This is a genomic window from Pedobacter sp. NJ-S-72 (assembly GCF_053890575.1).
In genome coordinates this window covers 2,762,002-2,774,748 of the sequence record NZ_CM132681.1, presented here as the reverse complement: position 1 = coordinate 2,774,748, position 12,747 = coordinate 2,762,002, and the positions used below count along the sequence as shown (strand labels likewise).

Annotated in this window: 23 protein-coding genes; 13 read left to right on the top strand and 10 right to left on the bottom strand. The window is 38.4% G+C overall.

Translation table 11 applies throughout. The features are described from left to right. Positions 1-238: 238 nt before the first annotated feature. From ACWYN3_RS18590 to ACWYN3_RS18575, 4 genes are all read right to left on the bottom strand, one after another. A complete protein-coding gene (locus ACWYN3_RS18590) occupies positions 239-931 on the bottom strand; it encodes a hypothetical protein (protein ID WP_456222458.1) in 693 nt (230 codons plus the stop codon). A gap of 1 nt (position 932) precedes the next feature. After that, the gene (locus ACWYN3_RS18585; protein ID WP_456222457.1) at positions 933-1,346 is read right to left on the bottom strand and encodes a hypothetical protein; all 414 of its coding nucleotides are present in this window, start codon (positions 1,344-1,346) and stop codon (positions 933-935) included. A gap of 72 nt (positions 1,347-1,418) precedes the next feature. Then, positions 1,419-1,898: a cupin domain-containing protein gene (locus tag ACWYN3_RS18580; protein WP_456222456.1), complete on the bottom strand. Its 480-nt coding sequence runs from the start codon at positions 1,896-1,898 to the stop codon at positions 1,419-1,421. 13 nt (positions 1,899-1,911) lie between these two features. Next, positions 1,912-2,916, bottom strand: a complete 1,005-nt coding sequence (locus ACWYN3_RS18575) for an NADP-dependent oxidoreductase (RefSeq protein ID WP_456222455.1) — start codon at positions 2,914-2,916, stop codon at positions 1,912-1,914. A 134-nt stretch (positions 2,917-3,050) separates the two neighbouring features. Here ACWYN3_RS18575 and ACWYN3_RS18570 point away from each other — a divergent pair, with 134 nt between their 5' ends. The 4 genes from ACWYN3_RS18570 (at position 3,051) to ACWYN3_RS18555 (ending at position 4,752) form a co-directional block, all read left to right on the top strand. Then, positions 3,051-3,431, top strand: a complete 381-nt coding sequence (locus ACWYN3_RS18570) for a winged helix-turn-helix transcriptional regulator (protein WP_456222454.1) — start codon at positions 3,051-3,053, stop codon at positions 3,429-3,431. 177 nt (positions 3,432-3,608) lie between these two features. Next, positions 3,609-4,343: a fatty acid desaturase gene (locus tag ACWYN3_RS18565; RefSeq protein WP_456222453.1), complete on the top strand. Its 735-nt coding sequence runs from the start codon at positions 3,609-3,611 to the stop codon at positions 4,341-4,343. Continuing rightward, positions 4,322-4,507, top strand: a complete 186-nt coding sequence (locus tag ACWYN3_RS18560; protein ID WP_456222452.1) for a hypothetical protein — start codon at positions 4,322-4,324, stop codon at positions 4,505-4,507. The genes ACWYN3_RS18565 and ACWYN3_RS18560 overlap by 22 nt, the downstream gene beginning before the upstream one ends. Further along, on the top strand, positions 4,480-4,752 hold the full coding sequence (locus ACWYN3_RS18555; protein WP_456222451.1) for a fatty acid desaturase family protein: 273 nt from the start codon (positions 4,480-4,482) through the stop codon (positions 4,750-4,752). The genes ACWYN3_RS18560 and ACWYN3_RS18555 overlap by 28 nt, the downstream gene beginning before the upstream one ends. Positions 4,753-4,762: 10 nt before the next feature. Here the strand turns inward: ACWYN3_RS18555 and ACWYN3_RS18550 are convergent, their stop codons facing one another. Both ACWYN3_RS18550 and ACWYN3_RS18545 read right to left on the bottom strand, forming a co-directional pair. Further along, positions 4,763-5,275: a hypothetical protein gene (locus ACWYN3_RS18550; RefSeq protein WP_456222450.1), complete on the bottom strand. Its 513-nt coding sequence runs from the start codon at positions 5,273-5,275 to the stop codon at positions 4,763-4,765. Between the two features lie 7 nt (positions 5,276-5,282). Further along, positions 5,283-6,185 (bottom strand): NAD(P)-dependent oxidoreductase, encoded by a 903-nt coding sequence (locus tag ACWYN3_RS18545; RefSeq protein ID WP_456222449.1) that lies wholly within the window; start codon positions 6,183-6,185, stop codon positions 5,283-5,285. Positions 6,186-6,498: 313 nt separating this feature from the next. Here ACWYN3_RS18545 and ACWYN3_RS18540 point away from each other — a divergent pair, with 313 nt between their 5' ends. From ACWYN3_RS18540 to ACWYN3_RS18505, 8 genes are all read left to right on the top strand, one after another. Beyond that, positions 6,499-6,993 carry an SDR family NAD(P)-dependent oxidoreductase gene (locus tag ACWYN3_RS18540; protein ID WP_456222448.1) on the top strand — a complete coding sequence of 165 codons (495 nt, stop codon included), beginning with the start codon at positions 6,499-6,501 and terminating at the stop codon, positions 6,991-6,993. After that, the gene (locus ACWYN3_RS18535) at positions 6,926-7,396 is read left to right on the top strand and encodes a hypothetical protein (RefSeq protein ID WP_456222447.1); all 471 of its coding nucleotides are present in this window, start codon (positions 6,926-6,928) and stop codon (positions 7,394-7,396) included. The genes ACWYN3_RS18540 and ACWYN3_RS18535 overlap by 68 nt, the downstream gene beginning before the upstream one ends. A gap of 60 nt (positions 7,397-7,456) precedes the next feature. Continuing rightward, positions 7,457-7,978, top strand: a complete 522-nt coding sequence (locus ACWYN3_RS18530; protein ID WP_456222446.1) for a hypothetical protein — start codon at positions 7,457-7,459, stop codon at positions 7,976-7,978. Between the two features lie 13 nt (positions 7,979-7,991). After that, positions 7,992-8,264: a helix-turn-helix domain-containing protein gene (locus ACWYN3_RS18525; RefSeq protein WP_456222445.1), complete on the top strand. Its 273-nt coding sequence runs from the start codon at positions 7,992-7,994 to the stop codon at positions 8,262-8,264. An 83-nt stretch (positions 8,265-8,347) separates the two neighbouring features. Further along, the gene (locus tag ACWYN3_RS18520) at positions 8,348-8,503 is read left to right on the top strand and encodes a hypothetical protein (RefSeq protein WP_456222444.1); all 156 of its coding nucleotides are present in this window, start codon (positions 8,348-8,350) and stop codon (positions 8,501-8,503) included. Positions 8,504-8,511: 8 nt separating this feature from the next. Next, positions 8,512-8,916: a dihydrofolate reductase family protein gene (locus tag ACWYN3_RS18515; protein ID WP_456222443.1), complete on the top strand. Its 405-nt coding sequence runs from the start codon at positions 8,512-8,514 to the stop codon at positions 8,914-8,916. A 144-nt stretch (positions 8,917-9,060) separates the two neighbouring features. Then, positions 9,061-9,648, top strand: coding sequence for an amidohydrolase (locus ACWYN3_RS18510; RefSeq protein ID WP_456222442.1), 588 nt, complete (start codon positions 9,061-9,063; stop codon positions 9,646-9,648). Then, positions 9,617-10,291 (top strand): M20/M25/M40 family metallo-hydrolase, encoded by a 675-nt coding sequence (locus ACWYN3_RS18505; protein ID WP_456222441.1) that lies wholly within the window; start codon positions 9,617-9,619, stop codon positions 10,289-10,291. The genes ACWYN3_RS18510 and ACWYN3_RS18505 overlap by 32 nt, the downstream gene beginning before the upstream one ends. 20 nt (positions 10,292-10,311) lie before the next feature. On the opposite strand, the gene ACWYN3_RS18500 is transcribed toward ACWYN3_RS18505, so the two are convergent. The 4 genes from ACWYN3_RS18500 to ACWYN3_RS18485 form a co-directional block, all read right to left on the bottom strand. Next, positions 10,312-10,698: a helix-turn-helix transcriptional regulator gene (locus tag ACWYN3_RS18500; protein ID WP_456222440.1), complete on the bottom strand. Its 387-nt coding sequence runs from the start codon at positions 10,696-10,698 to the stop codon at positions 10,312-10,314. Between the two features lie 56 nt (positions 10,699-10,754). Then, on the bottom strand, positions 10,755-10,961 hold the full coding sequence (locus ACWYN3_RS18495; protein WP_456222439.1) for a hypothetical protein: 207 nt from the start codon (positions 10,959-10,961) through the stop codon (positions 10,755-10,757). Further along, a complete protein-coding gene (locus ACWYN3_RS18490; protein ID WP_456222438.1) occupies positions 10,961-11,458 on the bottom strand; it encodes a hypothetical protein in 498 nt (165 codons plus the stop codon). The genes ACWYN3_RS18495 and ACWYN3_RS18490 overlap by 1 nt, the downstream gene beginning before the upstream one ends. 209 nt (positions 11,459-11,667) lie before the next feature. After that, a complete protein-coding gene (locus ACWYN3_RS18485) occupies positions 11,668-12,150 on the bottom strand; it encodes a hypothetical protein (RefSeq protein ID WP_456222437.1) in 483 nt (160 codons plus the stop codon). Positions 12,151-12,501: 351 nt separating this feature from the next. On the opposite strand from ACWYN3_RS18485, the gene ACWYN3_RS18480 reads away from it, so the two are divergent. Next, positions 12,502-12,708, top strand: a complete 207-nt coding sequence (locus tag ACWYN3_RS18480) for a hypothetical protein (RefSeq protein ID WP_456222436.1) — start codon at positions 12,502-12,504, stop codon at positions 12,706-12,708. The last annotated feature ends 39 nt before the right edge of the window (positions 12,709-12,747 follow it).

Here is a 12,747-nt window from a genome sequence, read left to right as displayed (position 1 = left end):
AACTTCAGGTACAGATGTTTCCAGAGATGGAGGAATGAACTGGTATCATATCTCCGAAGAAAGTTTCAATGTGATTCAAAAAGCTAAAAATGGCAAGCTGGTTTTACTTGCCGGTGGCAAAGGGCTGATCTATAGTTTAAAGCTTAAATAAATCAGGGGTTTATATCCAGGATCTCTTTAGCAAGCTTAATCATTTTTTCACTTCCGGTATATTTACCGTGTTCATCTGATAGTTTAACTACATCTGTCCATTCCTCGTGCTGGGGGGGTTTGCCTGTGTCATTTTAATCACGATATTCATTGGCACAGGGCCCGCATCATTGGTCAGATTGGTTCCTATACCGAAAGATATACCTATCTTATTGCGGCAATGCCCGGCAATACGGGAAACTTTCTCATAATTTAGTCCGTCAGAAAATATAATTGTTTTAGTCTGAGGATTGATGCCCATACGCTGATAATGCGCAATTACTTTATCAGCAAACAAAAGCGGATCTCCGCTGTCATGTCTCACCCCATCAAATAGTTTAGAGAACATTTTATCGAATTGTCTGAAGAACACTTCGGTCGTGTAGGTGTCCGATAAAGCAATCCCCAGATCCCCGCGGAAAACCTGTACCCAGTGTTCTAATCCCAAAGAATTGGCCATTTTAAATCCATATCTGGCAGCATGAAACATAAACCATTCATGGGCATGAGTACCGATTGGTTTGGTCTGATGAACCATTGCCATGTGCACATTACTAGTACCGATAAATGACCCTTCTCCATATTTTTGGAGTGTTTGTAGTACTAAACGATGAATCTCATAAGAATACCTCCGGCGTGTGCCGAATTCAGCAATCGTAACACCCAGTTCGCGGTAATTTTCAATCTTTTTCTTTGTCCGCTCAATAACCTCTTCATTGCTTATTCTAACCGCATGTGTCATTTCATAAAATAATTCGCAGATGAGCGAGCGACATACTCGGTACTTCCCATAAAATAGCACGATACCAAAGTCCTTCAACATGTACTTCTAACTGATCACCCTGCTGTTCAATGTGCACTTCATCCGGCTGGTAACGGTAACCTTCAAGAAAATCAAGATACAAAGGATCAAGATATGGACAGTTTACCTGGAGGAATTTTTTCTCTTCCCTGGTTAACCTTAACGATGGCATCTCAGTTACCGCCTTACGTAGTGCGTCGCCAAATCCCGGAGGAAAAGAGTGTTTACCACGATTTATGAATTTATAGCGGACTTTAGCATAAGGGAATAAGCGTATCACACCCTGCTGCATGGTGAACTTATAAAAGTCATTATCAAGGATGGAGACTATGGAAGGAACAGGATGTATAGACATATATTCAGGTATAATATGAGCTACCTTATCATAATTCGGGCCAGTAGCTCATTAATTAGCTTAAATATAGGTTTATTTAGCATCCAACAAAACTGCCAGTTGAATACAATGTGTGTCTGAACGATTACTCCATGCATGATTTGTGCCCCGTTGTACGACAAGATCTCCAGCTTTTAAAAGCGTTTCTTCTTCATCCAGGATCATGTAAATTTCTCCCGATAGAATTATAATGTAATCCAGTGTATCAGTTTTGTGCATTAAAGGGTGTACTTGTCCTTTTTCCAGCGGTTTAATTCCCAGGTCTTTATCTGGTGGGATACTGACATAACGGAAATAAGATCCATTAACAGGGGTTACAGGCATAGCCGTATTTTCTATATGAATCTCTTTGGATAAATCTACAGGCATTTGGTTTGTAACCCAGATATCTGAGATGATCAGACCAGGGAAATATTCTGAGACATTAGTCACAACAGCATCTTCAGCAATTATTGATTTGCCGTTTTTAAGACCTGTGACTATACGGCGGGGTATTTTGGGTATCTGTGACATTTTTCTGCTATTTTTAATCTATTTGCATCACTAACTTTCTGCCTTTTGTAAGGTTGTCTTCTAAGATCTGGTGTGCCTTTTGGACGGTTTCAACAGCTAACGGGCCCACGTTTAATATAGCTGGTGGAGCAAGGGACAGGTGTTTCATTAATTGCATAAACTCATTCAGACTTTCACCATAATAACGGTAGTTCTTTTCCAGTGAATAGGCATAATTGGAAATATTCACAATTACCGCTCCTTTATGGAAAAGGCCTTCTCTTGCACTGGCTGTAGTCAGTGCAGTAACGTCAGCATAAGTACCATTTGTAATGATGACCTGCGCACAGATCAACGACATTTGACCTCCGACAAGATCTATACAATGATTAAATAATTGTCCTTCATTCCTATCAATGATAACTTCTGAAAGATTCTCTATTTTATAATCAATAAGCTGTTCTTTTTTCAGCCCGGTTTTGAGCAATTGGTTTTTACTTTCTTCGTTGCCTGTGGTAACAATTACTTTTTTATATCCTTTAGCTATCAATATTTTGATCAGTGCCATTCCTACACCACCAGCCGCACCACTAACAAAAACTGAGTCACTTTCTTTAATGGCCAGCCGGTTAAAACATTGAAGAGCCGTAAGAGAAGCGCTCGGGATAGCAGCAGCCTCTTCAAAGGTTATATTTTCGGGTTTACGAGCTAGTATAAGCTCCGGAGCACTGATATATTCTGTGTAAGTACCATTTGAACCCATGCTTCCCGAAGCTGCGAATACAACATCGCCGATTTTGAATTGATGAGCTGACCTGCCTGTTTTAACGATTATTCCGGAAAATTCGCGTCCCAGAATAGGAGAGTGCATCCGTTTTCTTTCGGTTTTTCCTTGTCTCATTTGATAATCGATAGGATTAAATGCAGTCGCTTTTATCCTGATCAGTACCTCATGATCGCCAGGCTCAGGTACAGCATAATTGTCTTCCAGAATAAAATTATCAGTACTCCCGAAGTCTTTTAATATAATTGCTTTCATGTGTTTCGATTTTTAATTGATGCTTACAAACAGTTTAAATGAGAGCACTAAAATTAAATGGTCAATGGTCAATAGTTTATATTTGCTATTAGTTAACTTTAGGTAACCAGTTACCTCAAATAAACCATGAGCATATGGGCACTGTGAAAAACAAAGGAAATGTACGCGAAGCAAGCTGTCAGGAAGAACTTACTGCCATGCGTGACAGTATTGATATATTGGGTGGGAAATGGAAACTACTAATTGTGCGCTATCTGAATAATAGAACTTCAGAGCCTAATCATTTCAAAAAGATCCAGCGGGGGATTGAAGGGATTTCTGCAAAGATGTTATCAAAGGAGTTAAAAGATCTTGAACTTAATCTGATGGTTACCAGGACCATTCAGGATACCCGGCCTATCACTGTTAACTATTCAATTACTGAATATGGTAAAAGCATCATTCCCGTTACTGATATATTAGTGCAATGGGGACTGAATCACCGGGAGAAAATCAGGGAAGATATACTTGTATAGTCGCTTTGCCGTTATAATGTCGTGAAGGGGATCTGCCGGGCCAGATTATAAAACAATATAATTTTATTGTACCTAAAGATAAAGCTTCCTTAACAGGGGGTGTATTATCTATACACTATATTTACAGCATTGATTTAAACAGACTCTTATTTAGTCGCAACGGGGAAAACACAAAGGATGACTAAAAAAGTCAAGTTTATTAATACCAATCAGTCTACATTTTATATTACGGTACGGAAAAGGGTTGATGCTTATTTTACAGAAAACAATATTTCTATTCATGCAAATGGTGCAATGTGGTTTAAAACCGTATTCTTCTTAACAGGATTAACGGTATTATACACGTCAATTCTATTTGCCAGTCTCAGTCTGTCAGTTTTACTTTTGTTAGCTATTCTGCTAGGTGTATTTGGTGCATTTGTAGGTTTTAATATCTGTCACGACGCGATTCATAAAGCATTTTCGGGCAATGCCAGGGTCAATCAGCTCTTTAGCTTTGTTTTTAACCTGATTGGTGCCAGTCCATACGTATGGAATATTCATAATATTGTTCATCATACTTATACAAATATTGCAGGGCATGATGAAGATATTGACGTTGCACCAGGACTTATCCGTTTTTCAGATACAGAAACAGTGAACAAATTACAGCGCTATCAGCATTTCTATGCATTCGTATTGTATAGTTTTTTTCTATGTTATCATGGGTATTCAGAAAGGATTACAAGAAGTTTTTTCAGCATAAAATTGGAGAGCACCATGTTATTCATCCCAGGATTGAATACTTCAGGCTTTTTTTCTACAAAGCGATATATTATTTTCTTTTTATCGCATTACCCTTACTGGTTATGCCAATCACATGGGGGCAGTTTTTCATTGGCTTTATGGCGATGCAGCTCTCTCAGGGTTTAGTACTTGGGCTTGTTTTTCAGCTAGCGCATGTGGTAGAAGGAACAGACTTTCCTATGCCAAATGAGCAGGGGAATATGGAAGAGGCATGGGCCGCGCATCAGATGCGAACTACAGCTAATTTTGCAGGGGAAGTAAAATGGCTGCATTTTTATGTGGTGGTTTAAACCGTCAGATAGAACATCATCTTTTTCCAAAGATCTGCCATATTCATTATCCTGCAATAGGAAAAATTGTTAAAGAAACCGCAGAGGAATTTAACCTCCCTTATATAGAGAGTATTACATTTACAGCTGCTTTACAATCTCATTACCGTACACTAAGAAAGCTGGGTAAAGAAACTTATAAATCAAACAAAGATATTAACAGAGAGGTTTATATTATTCCGGAAATTATTGAGGTTGTACTATAAGGATTTACTATTAGTTATCAGAACTAACCCTTTTCCATTGTTTCTTATCTAGGTAAGTGGTATCAATATCTTTTATCCAGTACAGGTCTGAGATGATATATTTTACTTTGCAGGTTTTGTATAGAGGATAAATATCTTTTCCTTGACCACAGCCCTTTCGTCTTAATACGATCTGAGTATCCGGAGCATCTTTTTTCTCAAACAAAATGCGTTCAGTATATATCCAGGAACACATTCCGGAAAAGACAGTGACAATAGTTAAAAAACATGCTGTTACAGCAACGACACAGGTCAGGATCACCTTGATGATCAATCGTTTTTTACTGTCTTTTTGTTTTAGCGTACCAAATAAGGTAAACATTACTGCAGTTTGGAATGCATAAAATAAGAAAACCTGGTACGCACCTCCACTTTTTCCAATTTTGATCTCCAGAGGGATAACTTTGCCAAAAAGAGAGATAATCATCCAGGTTATAATTATCGCAATTGAAACCCAGAAGATGAACTTGTTCAGTAATTTCATTATAATTCTATTTGCTGCTCAGAAAGTTAGTCAGGTTAGCAAGTACCTTTTCTGATAGTCGCTGTTTCGCTTCAAAAGTAAAACCTCCGAACTGATCCGATAAAATGATATTATCACGACCGGTAAATTCGGCTGTAAAATCTCCAACTCCATCAGCATCAAAGATGGCGAAGTTTTTTTGATCAGCAATCCAATTCAAAAATGCTTCTTTTTCAAAAGGTACACCTAATGATGTATTGACAAAGATTGAATTCGGTTTCTTCAGCATAAATTCTCTTTCTGAAAGGAGAACCGTGTTTTTAGGCAAATGTGACGAAATAATATCACACGTTTTCATTAATTCATCAAGAGGTAAATAGGTAATCCCATTTTCTTCCTGCTCCTGTTTCCTGCTCCGGCTAAAATAAAACACCTGCATTCCAAAATGCAATGCAGTTTGTGCAACCATCAGTCCCAATGTACCAAGGCCGATAATACCTATGCTTTTATTTTTTAATTCTACAGGTTCGTCTTTCCACCTCGCCTTCAGCAAGCCTTTCAATAAGAAAATCAGTTGTGCAAATATAAACTCTACTGCTCCTTCATCTCCATAATCTTTAACTCCTTTGACCTGTATACCTTTCTCGCGGGCAGCTATGATATTAACATTTGCTGAGGCCTCATCATATAAACTGCAGCACATGCCAATATATTTTAAATGCGTAGTTTTTGCTATAATCTCTGCGGTGATTTTTGTCTGCCAGCTGACCAGCACACAATCGGCCACTCCAATGCGGGCAAGCGTTTCATCATCATCGTTTGGATAATCATTGTATATGGTAATCTCATTTTTTGACAGTCTGGCGATTTGATCTATGATTTCTTTAGTCAAACCACAATTGTCTATAATAGTTATTTTTTCGAATGACATATATATGTTAATTAATTATCAGGAATGCGAATATATATTAATTGTATTTAAAAAGATATGAGCTAAAGAACCTGTCTGGCATTGATCTCAGGAATTTAAGGATTTTTACAGATAAGTAGATGCAGATCATTCTCTTAAGCCACTATCAGGTTAAAGTCACAAATTATGGAGGCCGGTGTCATTTACTATTCCCGGGCAGGCAATTCCTTATCTGGTCATTAATGAGCTTTTCAACAAATAATTATGAGCTTACCAACAAAACAAACCGGCTGAATACTACCGAGAGCTTTATCAGAATTAAAAAACACAGACAATGACGAATTCAGAAACAATAACAAAGGTTTGGTTTATTACCGGAAGTTCCCGTGGATTGGGAAGAAACCTGACAGAAAGTGTTTTAACCAATGGTGATAAAGTAGTAGCAACTGCCAGAGATACAACACAATTAAAAGAACTTTTAACAGCATATCCAGATCAGCTTTACCCGGTACAACTGGATGTGAACGACCAGAAACAAATCGATCAGGCAGTTAGTCTCGCAATTGAACATTTTGGACGTATTGATGTTTTGGTGAACAATGCGGGATTTGGTATTACCGGGGCTACAGAAGCTTTTACAGCTCAGCAGGTGCGTAACCAGCTGGAAACAAACTTATATGCACCTATAGCAATTACACGGACAGTATTGCCTTATATGCGTAAACAAGGATCAGGCCGTATCCTGCAAATCAGTTCAGTAGGTGGCAGAGTGGGAAGTATCGGGCTATCCATCTATCAGGCTGCTAAATTTTTGTTTAGGAGGTTTTAGTGAGGCACTAGCTAAAGAAGTCGTTTCTTTAGGGATATATGTAACCAGCGTTGAGCCGGGTGGGTTCCGTACCGATTGGGCAGGTGATTCTATGACTTATGCTAAACAGGTAGAAGGATATGAAACGGTTGATCAGAGAATTGAAATGTTTAAAGGAGGGGCATTTGTCCCGATGGGAGATCCTGACAAAGCTGCAAAAGTAATGATTGAACTGGTTGAACATCCCCACCCGCCAATACACCTGATCTTAGGAAGTGAAGCAGTAGGCCTTGTTAAGCATGCTGAAGCTCTAAAAGCAGAAGAATTTGAAAAATGGATACCAGTATCTATTTCTACAGATCATACAGATGCCGTAAATTTTCTGGAAACTAAAGAAGGAAAAGAGTGGTTAGCCAAAGGGTAATATTAAAATTTAAGCACCGGCTCCAATTGATGGTGCTTAAGCTTTATATTTGATATTGATATGTTCAAACGAGAAGAAGATAAGAAATTGGCGAGTATACTTTATTCCTGCTATACAACTAAAAGCAGAGAAGGAGAGCAGTTTGTTCCTGAACATGTCTTTAGTTATCAGATATTCGGGGCACTCCATATCTATGATGGCAATCAATCGCATATTTTCGGGGAAGGGGATTTTCGCTTTTTTAAAAGGAATCATCTGGTTAAATTCACTAAAATACCACCAGAAAACGGGGAGTTTAAATCTATATCCATTCGTCTTGATCAGCAAACACTTCGTGATTTCAGTATAGAATATGGTTATGAAGGAGTGAAAAAACAGGATATTGATGTTATTCAATCCTTAAAGCCTGAGCCACTCTATAAGAGCTTTATGGATTCTCTTGTTCCCTATCAGCTGGGGCAACCGGAAAATGAAAAGTTACTATCCTTAAAATTGAGAGAAGCAATTTTGATCCTGCTTCAAACCAATCCAGAGTTGGCTGGTACTTTGTTTGACTTTGCGGAACCGGGTAAAATTGATTGACCTGGAAGCTTTTATGAATAAGAATTTTCATTTCAATGTGGAAATGAAAAGATTTGCATACTTAACAGGCAGAAGCCTTGCCACTTTTAAAAGAGATTTTGAAAAAATTTATCAAACTTCTCCAAACAGATGGCTACAGCAACGAAGATTACAGGAAGCCTATCACTTGATCAGGGAAAAGGGTAAAACTGTTTCTGATGTTTATCTGGAAGTAGGATTTGAAGATCTGTCACATTTTTCTTTCGCTTTTAAGAAGAAATACGGAATGGCACCTTCAAAAATATAATTATAAGTGCCCCGCTTAAATGGCTTGTTTACACCCTTTTTGATTTGATATTCCTTCGTAAGTTTATTAAAAAAATACTTGCGATGAGAAAATTAGTTTTATTCATGCATGCCTCATTAGATGGTTTTGCTGCGGGGCCGAATGGCGAAATGAGCTGGATTAATGTCAGTGATGAATTGTTCGATTATGCAAATGAACAAACAAATCTAGCAGACACACCGCTTTATATGGGCGGGTGACTTATGATATGATGGATAACTATTGGCCAAATGCAGCTGATCAGCCCGATGCTTCCAAGCACGATATTGAACATTCTGCCTGGTATAATAAAGTTGCTAAAGTTGTTTTATCAGAAACTTTACGGGGACAGCAAATTCATAATACCACGATCATCAGTGATCAGGTATCTGAGCAGATTAAAATATTAAAAGAGCAGGAGGGAAGAAATATCCTGATGCTGGGAAGCCCGACAGCGGTACATTCACTTTTGAAGGACAACTTAATCGATGTCTTTTGGATATTCATCAATCCGATCATATTGGGGCAGGGTATCCCGGTATTCAGTGCTGTAAAAGAATCAATTAAGCTCAAATTGGTAAATAGCAATACTTTTTCCTCAGGGGTAGTTTGTTTACAGTACGAAAAGGAATAGCAGATAAGAGTTCTATTTATTTTCCGGATTTAGTTCCTTTAAAATCTTATTTTTAATGGAAAATACGACCTATGAAAAAATATTACTTTGCGTTGCTGGTTTTGATTTCGTCAGGTGCGGTGGCACAAAAAAAACAGCTTAAGAATGGAGGTCTCTAAAAAAGCCCTTAGTATTGAAAAGAAGGTAATTGATTGGCGTCGTGATTTTCATGAACATCCGGAACTTGGAAATAGTGAAGTAAGAACAGCTGGTATTGTGGCAAAACATTTGAAATCATTAGGTATTGAGGTACAGACTGGTGTTGCCAAAACAGGTGTGGTAGGAATTCTGAAAGGTGGAAAACCCGGGCCAGTAGTGGCACTGAGAGCAGATATGGACGGACTTCCGGTTACGGAACGTGTTAATTTGCCTTTTGCTTCAAAGGTGAAAGCCATTTACAATGGAAAAGAGGTAGGAGTCATGCATGCCTGTGGCCATGATTCCCATGTAGCTATTCTTATGGGGGTGGCTGAGGTTTTGGCTTCCATAAGAAAAGATATATCCGGAACAATAAAATTCATATTTCAGCCAGCTGAAGAAGGAGCACCTGAGGGAGAGCAGGGGGGAGCTGAGCTGATGGTTAAGGAAGGTGTATTGGAAAACCCGAAAGTGGATGTTATTTTTGGCTTACACATCAACTCTCAAACTGCTGTGGGTGATATTGCCTATCGCCCGGGGGGAAATGGCAGGTAGTAATGGTTTGAAAATTACTGTAACCGGAAAACAGGCACATGGTGGTTATCCATGGAGTAGTGTTGATCCTATAGTGATATCCGCACAGATTATAAATAACCTGCAAACTATAGTCAGCAGGAACCTGAACGTAACTGAAAATCCAGGAGTTGTTACTATAGGGATGATTAACGGAGGTGTCAGGTCTAACATAATACCAGAAACGGTAGAGATGTTTGGGACTGTCCGTACTTTAAGTCAAAAGGATGAGGCTATGTTCGTTGAGCGGATAACCACAATAGCGACTAAAACTGCTGAAGCTGGGGGTGGGACTGCCAAGGTTGAAATCCCATATCACACACATTATCCGGTGACTTTTAATGATATCACTTTAACAGAAAAGATGCTGCCAAGTTTACAGCAGAGTGCTGGTTCAGCTCATGTGAAACTAAGACCTCCGGTAACAGGGGCGGAAGATTTTTCTTTCTACCAGGAGAAGGTTCCTGGTTTATTCATTTTTCTGGGTGGAATGCCAAAAGATCAGGACCCCATGAAAGCCCCTTCACATCATACACCTGACTTTTTTATTGATGAGAGTGGTTTTGTATTGGGAGTTAATACTTTGAGTAACCTGGCTTTAGATTATATGAGCTTAAAGAGGTAAAGTCTGCGCGACCTGATAATTTATCCCAGGTTCTGCAGAAAGATATTCAGGTCTTCTTCTTTGTCGAGTTCCAGTTTTTGTTTAATCCGGTAACGGCTCATGCGTACGCTTTTAGGTTCTATATGCAGGATAGAAGCTATTTTTTTGGTATCCAGTTTCAGGTATAGATAAGCGCAAAGTTTGAGATCAAGCGGTGTGAGTTTTTGCTGAGCTTTTTCGTTTAGAATGGAAAAGAAATCGGGATGTACCTGTTGAATGTGAAGCTTTGTGTTTTCAAAATCAGTGTCCAGTAATAATTCTTCATTCCATATTTTATTGATATTCAATTCATGGTTATCATTTAGTTTTTCCCTGATTTTTGAAAGCATATCCTTTTTATGCTCCAGTTGCAGGACATTGGCCATCATTTCTTTTTGCAGTTGTTGTTGCTGGGTTTCCAGTAATTGTTGTTCTGCTTTTAATCTTAACTGTTCTTCTTCCCCCAGTTTTGTCTGTAATTCTGCTTCGTGTTTTTTTCTAAATGCAATTGTTTTTCACGTTGTAATGAATAGCGCAGACGGAAGTGGTAGGAACGAAACATAAAAATGAGGCCAAGTAAAAGAGCTGCAGCAATACCAATGTAGAGATTCTTTTGTGTACTGTTGTACTTTTCCTTTTGTCGTAATAACATCACTTCATTGTTTTTTTTTTTTTCACTTCATATTGTATTTCCAGCTTTTGCACATTAAGGGCCCGCTTCTGGTCAAAAAGTTTAGCATTGTATTCCGTTAATTTTTTCTGAAATTTCAATGCCATGGGATAGTTTTCCATTTGTTCATAGAACTGAGCAAGAGAACGTACCACGTTGACTAAAGTATAGTAGTAAGGTTTTTCTTCGGTCTGCATCATCGTATAGGCCTGCAGCAGATAGCTTTCTGCCAAAGGGAAGTTTTTTTCACGCATAGCGTATTCGCTTAGGACTCCCAGGCCACTGGCTATAATTTCTTCACCATTAACCGCACCTTTCATTACTATCTGAGCTATGTTGGCATATTGAATAGCGTTTGCTTTGGCATCTTTATCAGTTTCTTCGAAATTTTTTAAATAATAACTGGCTATATTAATACAGGCAATACCATAGGTTTTTGGAGCGATTTCCTTTGGATGCTGCTGGTAGATCTCCTCCACTTTTTTTAAGAAATAAAGAATGCTATCCCGCTGTGCTGTACTTTTAGTAGCATTGTAGTTATAATCTGCTGCAACAGATAAGGCCGTATAACAGTTGCCCAGCAGATTGTAATCTGTAGAAAATAAGGCGTTTTCTGTAGCCTGCCTGGCATAGCGGTTTACACTGGCGACATTATCCCAATTGGAATTTATAGCATACAGGAGATAATTTATTTTTTGGCAGAAATATAATGGTCGGATGTGTTTTTTAATTCTTTAAGCCCCATCTGGCCATATTTAACTGCCAGTTCTGGATTATCAATATTCTTATAAAAAGAAGCCTGGGCATAATAACCATAGGCCATAGCTACAGGGCTATGTGCCCGTTGCGCGGTAAGTGATGCCGAATCAACTGTTTTTTTTAGTAATGAGAGCCGTTGCTGATTAGCATAAATAACGGCAAGTACCACATAAGCTTTTGTCGCGGTGGTAAAATCGCGCAGTTTTAGTGCAATGGTGGCGGCCTCCTGTGCGCTGGTAATACCAGACTTATAATTTTCATTAATCCGGTACCATTCAGCCAAACGTATAAGCCGGGCAGATTTCTCTTTTCCGGCCCCATCCTGATGTCCATTACCATGGGTTTGCGCTACTGTTACATAAAATGAGAAACACGCAACTATGCAAAACAATATTTGCTTTAGATAATTCATAAAGTAAAAATAACATAAATATGTACTGATGACTACAGGTTATGTCTTAGTTTTTAATATTTTTTTTGCCTGCATTTTGTTGGTATTCAGTTGTTTGTTTTTGATGTAGACATATTGTAGACACTCATTTTACCTGGATGTAGCCATTTTGTAGTAGCTCTGTATTTGGAAAAAGCTATACGGGACTGCAATTTTGTTATCAAATAATTTTTTAATTAAACGAAATCAAAACATGAACAGCAAAACATTATCTATCGTATCGTACATTACTATTATTGGCTGGCTGGTAGCCTATTTCAGTGGAAAAGACAATAATGATCCTCTGCTTAAATATCATTTTTAAGGCAGGCATTGGGACTAGCTATTATCAGTATTATTTTTAATGTGGTCTTAACCATTGTAGCCTCCATTATACCTTCTCTTGCTTTTCTGGGCTTAGCAGGTTATATCATTCTGGTGCTTTGGGTTCTGGGGATTATTAATGCAGCTAATGAAGCCCAAAAGCCAGTACCGCTTGTAGGTAAAATGTTCGAAAACAAATTTTCCTTTATCGGGTAAGTCTAAATTGAAAAGGATGCCATTTAAACTCTAATCAGA

What these genes read in the sequence shown, in the direction of transcription:
- ACWYN3_RS18550 (WP_456222450.1), bottom strand. Translation starts at nt 5,275, where the DNA reads ATGAAATTACTGAACAAGTTCATCTTCTGGGTTTCAATTGCGATAATT.
- ACWYN3_RS18545 (WP_456222449.1), bottom strand. Translation starts at nt 6,185, where the DNA reads ATGTCATTCGAAAAAATAACTATTATAGACAATTGTGGTTTGACTAAA.
- ACWYN3_RS18495 (WP_456222439.1), bottom strand. Translation starts at nt 10,961, where the DNA reads ATGTTATTACGACAAAAGGAAAAGTACAACAGTACACAAAAGAATCTC.
- ACWYN3_RS18540 (WP_456222448.1), top strand. Translation starts at nt 6,499, where the DNA reads ATGACGAATTCAGAAACAATAACAAAGGTTTGGTTTATTACCGGAAGT.
- ACWYN3_RS18525 (WP_456222445.1), top strand. Translation starts at nt 7,992, where the DNA reads ATGAATAAGAATTTTCATTTCAATGTGGAAATGAAAAGATTTGCATAC.
- ACWYN3_RS18570 (WP_456222454.1), top strand. Translation starts at nt 3,051, where the DNA reads ATGGGCACTGTGAAAAACAAAGGAAATGTACGCGAAGCAAGCTGTCAG.
- ACWYN3_RS18530 (WP_456222446.1), top strand. Translation starts at nt 7,457, where the DNA reads ATGTTCAAACGAGAAGAAGATAAGAAATTGGCGAGTATACTTTATTCC.
- ACWYN3_RS18580 (WP_456222456.1), bottom strand. Translation starts at nt 1,898, where the DNA reads ATGTCACAGATACCCAAAATACCCCGCCGTATAGTCACAGGTCTTAAA.
- ACWYN3_RS18515 (WP_456222443.1), top strand. Translation starts at nt 8,512, where the DNA reads ATGATGGATAACTATTGGCCAAATGCAGCTGATCAGCCCGATGCTTCC.
- ACWYN3_RS18575 (WP_456222455.1), bottom strand. Translation starts at nt 2,916, where the DNA reads ATGAAAGCAATTATATTAAAAGACTTCGGGAGTACTGATAATTTTATT.
- ACWYN3_RS18555 (WP_456222451.1), top strand. Translation starts at nt 4,480, where the DNA reads ATGGCTGCATTTTTATGTGGTGGTTTAAACCGTCAGATAGAACATCAT.
- ACWYN3_RS18590 (WP_456222458.1), bottom strand. Translation starts at nt 931, where the DNA reads ATGACACATGCGGTTAGAATAAGCAATGAAGAGGTTATTGAGCGGACA.
- ACWYN3_RS18565 (WP_456222453.1), top strand. Translation starts at nt 3,609, where the DNA reads ATGACTAAAAAAGTCAAGTTTATTAATACCAATCAGTCTACATTTTAT.
- ACWYN3_RS18560 (WP_456222452.1), top strand. Translation starts at nt 4,322, where the DNA reads ATGCAGCTCTCTCAGGGTTTAGTACTTGGGCTTGTTTTTCAGCTAGCG.
- ACWYN3_RS18485 (WP_456222437.1), bottom strand. Translation starts at nt 12,150, where the DNA reads ATGAATTATCTAAAGCAAATATTGTTTTGCATAGTTGCGTGTTTCTCA.
- ACWYN3_RS18510 (WP_456222442.1), top strand. Translation starts at nt 9,061, where the DNA reads ATGGAGGTCTCTAAAAAAGCCCTTAGTATTGAAAAGAAGGTAATTGAT.
- ACWYN3_RS18500 (WP_456222440.1), bottom strand. Translation starts at nt 10,698, where the DNA reads ATGATGGCCAATGTCCTGCAACTGGAGCATAAAAAGGATATGCTTTCA.
- ACWYN3_RS18585 (WP_456222457.1), bottom strand. Translation starts at nt 1,346, where the DNA reads ATGTCTATACATCCTGTTCCTTCCATAGTCTCCATCCTTGATAATGAC.
- ACWYN3_RS18520 (WP_456222444.1), top strand. Translation starts at nt 8,348, where the DNA reads ATGAGAAAATTAGTTTTATTCATGCATGCCTCATTAGATGGTTTTGCT.